Below are 6534 nucleotides of genomic sequence, written 5' to 3'. Positions count from 1 at the left end.
CAATCCGTGCCGCCGCGCGACCTCCGATACCACGGCTCCCGGGGCCAGCGTCTCCTCGACGAACCGCGCCTTGTCGTCGGCCGAGAACTGCCGGCGTCGGCCGCTCTCCGTGATGACCTCGACCAGACGAACCGAGGTCCTGGGCTCAAGCATATGTTCAAGCTTAGACACAAGCCGATCTCCAATCAGAGATCGATCATTCCTCGCTCGACGCCTTCAATGGAAGGTGGGACCGAAACAGCGCTTACTGATGATCTCGTGAAGTAAATGAACGTTTCGTCCAAATGATCTGCGAGATTGTTGTTGTCGCGCTCGCCGTCTTGGCTGTCAGGCTGCTGATCGCAAACTACCTGGTACGACGACGAGACGTTTTGCTTCGCGTCTGGCGGCGCTAAGTTTCCACCATGCCTCCGCCAAACAGACGCAGCCTGCCGAACCTGCTGGACCTCACACTCGTCAAAAACGAGCTGGTGAAAGGGCAACGGATCATCGTGAACGCAGCGGCGGGTCCCAGAATGGTCGGCCGACATGGCGTTGTTCTCGGATCTGGCGGAACGCGCCACCGCCTTCGTGTTCTGCTTGACGGATCAAAGCATGAGATAACGCTACACGCGCGGTTTGTGGATGTGCTGAACGAGAACGAGCCATCCGCTTGACCGCTACAGTCTCGCGTCCGCCGCGCGCGGTTAAATCCGACRCATCAGAGGCTCGTTCGTGATTGGTCGGCACACCGCATTTACTTACAAGGGCAAAGCAGTCGATCTCAAGCAGATTGGCCGCGAGCTGAATGTTCGTTACGTGCTCGAAGGTTCCGTGCAGCGGAGCGGGGATCGTTTTCGGGTGTGCGTGCAACTAGTCGATACCGAAACAGGCAGCCATCTGTGGGCCGACCGATTCGACAAACCACTCGCCGACCTTTTCGAAATGCAAGACGAACGTAGCCGCCGTGCTGTCGGCTACTTCCCTGTTGCCCGACTCAAAATGGCTGTCATCAGTTGAGCCGGCGTTTGATTTGAGACAAAGGCCTGCCTCCTGAGTTCTCGAAAGACCTCCGGCGGAAGAGGAACGCTGGCAATGATCAGCGTTCCCGCCGGCATCGTGTTCGCTGCGATCTGCTGCTCCAGGACATTGTCGAACTGGCGCATGCGGCCCCATTTCTCGGAGGCAGTAAGTCCCCCCGTGCGGGCCACGACACGACAATAGGCAGCAACCAGGACGTTCTGCACCTCGGTCCACGAGATGTTGGGACTGGTGATTTGCAGCCTGTTGATCGCCTCATTGATTTCGTTGGCGAGATCAATGCGGTTTTCGGAAACAAATAGCCCCCCACCAGAAGTGTCGCCGATGAGATCGGGAACGGAAGCGGCTCCGATCTCAGGACGTTCCAGATTCTCGGCGCCAAAGCTTTCTTGCGTTGGCCAACAGAGCAATACCAAGAGCACAAACAAGGATGTCACGCGTCGAAAGCCGYGCCCCGAGACCGCGACCAGCGAAGGAGTAACGTCCTCGATGCGAAGTCGATCCGATCTGGCTGACATGGGCATGGCCTCTCATATCTGTCGATGCCGTAACAGTGACACTCGTTTTTAGTCTCGCCGTCCAGTTCGCAAACGCTTGATTCCAGGAAGACGGAGCGGGCACGGTCGCCTTGACGCCGGCTAGCATTTCGTACGCCCTGTTGCGCGCAGTAGGTTCACCACACCCTTTTGCTCTCAGTTGCTGGACGGTGGCAGCTGGTTCGGTTCTTCATGGTCGCGAGCAATTTTCCTTACTTCGCCACCCAAACGCATGGGTTAGACCGCCTCTGGAAGCGACTGCACCGGAAGCGCATTCATCGTTCACTTGTCGTGAGCGGGCGCCCCCGTAGAGGCGCCCGCGTGGTCGTGTTGCGCGCGGTCAGCTACTGGCTCGGGTGGTTCGGCAACTTCCTGAGCTGCTCCATGACCTGGTCGAGGTTGTAGCTGGCCGGATCCTGCATCGGCGGGAACGTCTTGTAGGTCTCGAGCTCTGCGAGCCACAGCGCCTGGCCGATGGGCAGCAGGTTCCAGTCGTATATGTAACCCGTGACTGGTCCGGCGAGCGCACCGCTGAACCAGAAAGCCGCCTTTTTCTCATCGCCCCATCCCATCTCGAATGGATCGCGCTTGAGATTTACCATGCCGGCCGCGAACATCGTCTGGACTCCCGGGTTCACGAAGCCAGTCGCGGTTTCGGGCGCGATCGCGAAATACATCTTCCAATTCTTGTAGCGCACCGCCGACGGGTGCGCGCTGGAATAGTAGAAGAAGACGTCGCGCGCGGACTTCTCGGTCTTTCCCTCCAGATACGCTCCCTCTTTATGATGCATCAGAGGCTCATCGCCTGATGCATCGAAAGACAAGATGGCTGGTGGACGCGTCGGCCGACTCCGCACGGCGCGCAGCCAGGCCGCTAGCGTCTGCAGTAGTTCGGCACACACAAATGCGTGCCGCCTTTGATGCCTTCTGTGAAATCTTTGCGTTGGTCGTTCGGGGGTCGTGACTTGCGAGGTACGTTCGAAGCCGTCGGCATTGGTTTTTTGGTGCAGAAAACCACCCTGCCGTTTGCTGACGGCGCAGCGCGGTCCAGGCTTTCCCAAAGCGTAATCGGAAGTAATGGCCGTTCGGTAGAGACGACCTTGATCTAAATCAATGCAACGAGGCGGACATGACAATGTGTCAGTCCTCGCGTCCACCCCTAAGGGATACGACCTAGGGGGAAAAGCGGACACGCCGACGTCGGTGAGGTCGCAATGTAGCACTAGAACGGATTCGATTTTTGCTCACCCAGGAAGCACAGAGCCGATCCTGCGGATGTAGATGCGCAACGCGACAAGATGGGGATAGCGCGAAAAACCCGAAGTTGCGGAGGTCTGCTCAGGGCCACAGGCGGACATGCCCAAACATCGCAATAAGGAGCCACAAACATTCTCAACCGATAATGAAATAGAGAACGTAGAGCGAGTAGCCGATCACAAGGAGGCCCACTACTACTGAAAGCCAGAATAGAAGTTTATCATCTTTCATTGACGATTTACCGGCGGATCAAACCTTTGGCGAGATGGCGAAGCGCAATAGAGCTGATTCCGACGAACAACGGGAGCAGACCGTCAGATCTCCCCGCTTTGGGTCGAAACAAGCCGAATAGCGGCAGGACCTTCTATGTTGACGCTAACATATTCCTGCGCGGCCGAAATGAGACCTTCCACGGCGGATTTATTGTACGAGGAATGCTTCGGATTTAGGTGCAAGCCAGTTTCTACGATCATCACTTGGGTAACCCCGGAGGGCAGAATCTCGACGGCAAGCGATACAAACGATACGTGGGGAGCTTTGAAAGACATTTGAGCTGCTTTCACTGACGTCGAACGTAGGTCGCTCCCCAGCCAAGGCCGAGTGTGGCGGCGACAAGCGAACCGAAGAGGACGCCCAGTTTCGCCGCCCTCAATAATCCTTGATCGGAGAAGGCGAGCATCGAGATGAAGATCGACATTGTAAAACCGATACCAGCCAGCAGGCCGACCAGACAGACGCCACCCCACGTAACTCCAGGAGCAAGGCGGCACCAGCCCAGTCGTACCGCGACCCAAGTCGCACCGACGACGCCAAGCGGTTTCCCAGCGACCAAGGCAAGCGCAGTGCCCATCATCACCAGGTGGCCCCCTGCGGAGAGATCAGTGCCCGTTAAGCTGACGCCGGCATTTGCCAGCGCGAAGATCGGCATGACGCCGTAAGCCACCCACGGATGCATTGCCATCTGCACCCGCGACACCGGCGGCAATATCTCGCGGTGAGCTATGCGAAGGTCTCGCAGCGGTTGCTCTAACAGGTGCGGATCCCTTGCCTTCACCGCATCGCTGCTTCGCAACTGCTTGAGCACTCGCGACACGACTTCCAGTGGCGGCTCCCGCATCGGTATGGCGCGTGCCGGAGTTATCAGCCCGAGCACGACACCTGCAAGAGTTGGATGGATGCCGGCTACCATGAACCCAATCCAAACCAAAGAACCGGGCAGTACGTAAAAGGGCGCAGAACCGATCCCGAACCGCTGACATCCCAAAGCCGCGAGAACGCCAATTGACGCGATGATGAAACCGCCAGGCTGAAGACTTGCGGTGTAGAACAGGGCAATGATCAGTACCGCAATGATGTCGTCGATGATCGCCAGAGCAAGCAAGAACACACGCACATTGACCGGGATCGTTCGTCCAAGCAGCGCGAGCACTCCGACTGCAAAGGCGATGTCTGTCGCGGTTGGCACGGCCCAGCCCTGCCCTCTAGCCGGATCGCTGTTGAGGCTCAGATAGATGAGCGCCGGCACGATGACGCCACCTGTCGCGGCAACCAGCGGCAGAATGGCTTGGTCGAGTCTGCTCAGTGCGCCTTCATGGACCTCGCGCCGAATCTCCATGCCCACGACGAGGAAGAAGACGGTCATAAGTGCGTCGTTGACCCAGAAATGCAACGACCGGGAAAACACGTATTCGCCGACACCGATTGTGAGCGGAAGGTTCCAAAAGGCGTGATAGCTATGAGCGAACGGAGAGTTGGCCCAGATAAGTGCAGCGGCCGCGGCCGCGAGGAGCACGGCACCGCTGACAGCCTCAACATGCAGGAACCTATGTAGGGTGCTGAGGGCCTGTTCCGCCAGCCGCTGGGCTTTCGGCAGATCGTCGAATGAAGAGCTATCGTTCACGGGCGCACGCTTTCCGCGTGGCGGCCCGACCATCGCTTGACCTGTCGCTGTTCAATGCAGCGAGCACCCGAACGCCGTTATACATCGCGATGGCGACAATTCAACCTCGGAGGAGTGATCGGTCACCAATGTCTGTTCTGGGTCAATCGCGTCGATTTGGTTCTCCCGAGACGACTTCCGGTCAGCCCCAGTGAGCGGACATCTTTAGTACCCCTCGCCAGGTCTCAAACGGGCCATCCGGGGAAGTGGCTATATGGCGAGAAACGCGGTGGCGTTCTAAAATGGGCAACGCGCAACAACCCAACGGGTCGCTGACATATTGGCGGAACTTCACAAGATCATCGAAGAGCTTGCATTCCCATACAGGGCGCCAGACGCCTATTGGGCGTTGCTCAATATTGGGACGCAAGCGGCTCCTGCAGTGCGCGCTGGGCTGCGGCATGACAATGCTGATGTTCGCTTGCATTGCTGCAGGTTTCTCGACCGATATCTATCGCCCGACACTCTCGCCGATCTGATGGGTAATCCACCTGACCTCTTCGCCGACCATGATACGGAAATCAATTTCGTAGGCGCCGATGATCGCGCGGGTAGCAGCAAAAGCAGCTTTTACGCGATCACGGTCGGCCGGATGTACATGTGACGAGAGGTCATCGAACGACACGTATTCGCTCAGGGGCACCCCCCAGAGATCGAAAGCCCTCTCGTCCATTGTGAATCGATTGTTGTCTACGTTCCACGACCAGAGCGCGACGCCCGCCGCCAAGATTGCCAAACGAAGCTGGTCGGCATTCCAAACCGGCAGGCCCGCCTTCTCGGCCGGGTCTTCGGAAACCTTCGGGACTGGGACAACCTCAGCCGAGCCAACACCTTGCGCTTCCACGTTTATTCCTCAGCTCGATGAACTTTGCCTGCTGCAGTGGATTAGATCGGCGACAACGCCGGCCGCAAATGCCTTAGGGGATTTTGGATGACGCTTTGGGAACCAACTCCGCGGCCCCCCAATAGGTTCGAGCAACAGATTGGTTCCTGACACATAAAACGAGGCTGAGAGGCCGTTCCATTAGATGAAAGATTGACCGATGATTTCAGCGGCGAAACGAGCGGTCATTCTTATTGTGGAAGATGACGTGTTGATACGGATGGACGCGGCGCAAATGATTGCAGGAGATGAGTTCGATGTGATCGAAGCGGCCAATGCGGATGAAGCCATTGCTATTCTCGAAACCCGATTAGACATCGCCGTCGTCTTTACCGACATTCAAATGCCCGGCAGTATGGATGGTCTCAAACTGGCTGCCGCGGTCAGAGATCGTTGGCCTCCGATCAAGATCATTACCACTTCCGGCCAAGCCAGAATCGGTTGTGATGATCTGCCAGACGGCGGGTTATTTTTGCCGAAGCCCTACAATGCTGCTCAAATCTTGAAAACGCTTCGTGAATTGACAGTCTAATTGAAGTACCTTTCAGCGGARCCAACGCAGTCGTTACGACTTCCGGGTTTGGCCCATCGCGGACCTAGGGTGAGGTGCACCAAAGCGCCGCTATCAGAGGCAGAGCGGACCTCATAAGAAGTGCAGCGCAGGTTTATGATGGGGTGGACGCCCCGCCGACGGCATCGATGTGCCAAAGTGGAGGTGTTTAGCACCACTTAAGGGAGGCGTCCGTGTCGGAGGTTAGCATAATCGGTCTGGATATCGCCAAGCATGTTTTCCACGCTCATGGAGCGGACAGGAAAGGGCGAGCTATATTCAGCAAACGGATCAGCCGAGGAAAGCTGCTGGATTTCTTCGCGGCCCAGCCGAGTTGCACGGTAGCTCC

The 6534-nt window shown here is 57.4% G+C and carries 6 protein-coding genes and 1 pseudogene; 2 read left to right on the top strand and 5 right to left on the bottom strand.

Annotation, left to right across the window (positions count from 1 at the left end; translation table 11 throughout):
• The coding region (locus tag AC1DW2_RS43270; protein WP_477008785.1) for a transposase at window positions 1-153 on the bottom strand (153 nt) is incomplete at its 3' end.
• A 546-nt stretch (window positions 154-699) separates the two neighbouring features.
• On the opposite strand from AC1DW2_RS43270, the pseudogene AC1DW2_RS43265 reads away from it, so the two are divergent.
• Window positions 700-936 (top strand): annotated as a pseudogene (locus AC1DW2_RS43265) (adenylate cyclase); the annotation flags it as partial.
• 20 nt (window positions 937-956) lie between these two features.
• Here AC1DW2_RS43265 and AC1DW2_RS43260 read toward each other — a convergent pair.
• The 4 genes from AC1DW2_RS43260 to AC1DW2_RS43245 all read right to left on the bottom strand — a co-directional run bounded on the left by AC1DW2_RS43260 (window position 957) and on the right by AC1DW2_RS43245 (window position 5596).
• Window positions 957-1544: a hypothetical protein gene (locus AC1DW2_RS43260; RefSeq protein ID WP_477009150.1), complete on the bottom strand. Its 588-nt coding sequence runs from the start codon at window positions 1542-1544 to the stop codon at window positions 957-959.
• 356 nt (window positions 1545-1900) lie between these two features.
• Window positions 1901-2347, bottom strand: coding sequence for a hypothetical protein (locus AC1DW2_RS43255; RefSeq protein WP_477009149.1), 447 nt, complete (start codon window positions 2345-2347; stop codon window positions 1901-1903).
• 1025 nt (window positions 2348-3372) lie between these two features.
• Complete coding sequence (gene nhaA, locus AC1DW2_RS43250; RefSeq protein WP_283016708.1) at window positions 3373-4713, bottom strand: Na+/H+ antiporter NhaA; 1341 nt, start codon at window positions 4711-4713, stop codon at window positions 3373-3375.
• Between the two features lie 490 nt (window positions 4714-5203).
• Window positions 5204-5596, bottom strand: coding sequence for a PAS domain-containing protein (locus AC1DW2_RS43245; protein ID WP_477009148.1), 393 nt, complete (start codon window positions 5594-5596; stop codon window positions 5204-5206).
• Between the two features lie 199 nt (window positions 5597-5795).
• Between AC1DW2_RS43245 and AC1DW2_RS43240 the strand changes: the two genes are divergently transcribed.
• On the top strand, window positions 5796-6167 hold the full coding sequence (locus AC1DW2_RS43240) for a response regulator (protein ID WP_283016713.1): 372 nt from the start codon (window positions 5796-5798) through the stop codon (window positions 6165-6167).
• Window positions 6168-6534: the final 367 nt, after the last annotated feature.

The sequence above is a fragment of the Bradyrhizobium sp. P3_C3 genome (genome assembly GCF_056402655.1).
Note: the sequence above shows the minus strand (reverse complement) of the source record. Positions and strands in the feature narration are given on the sequence as shown.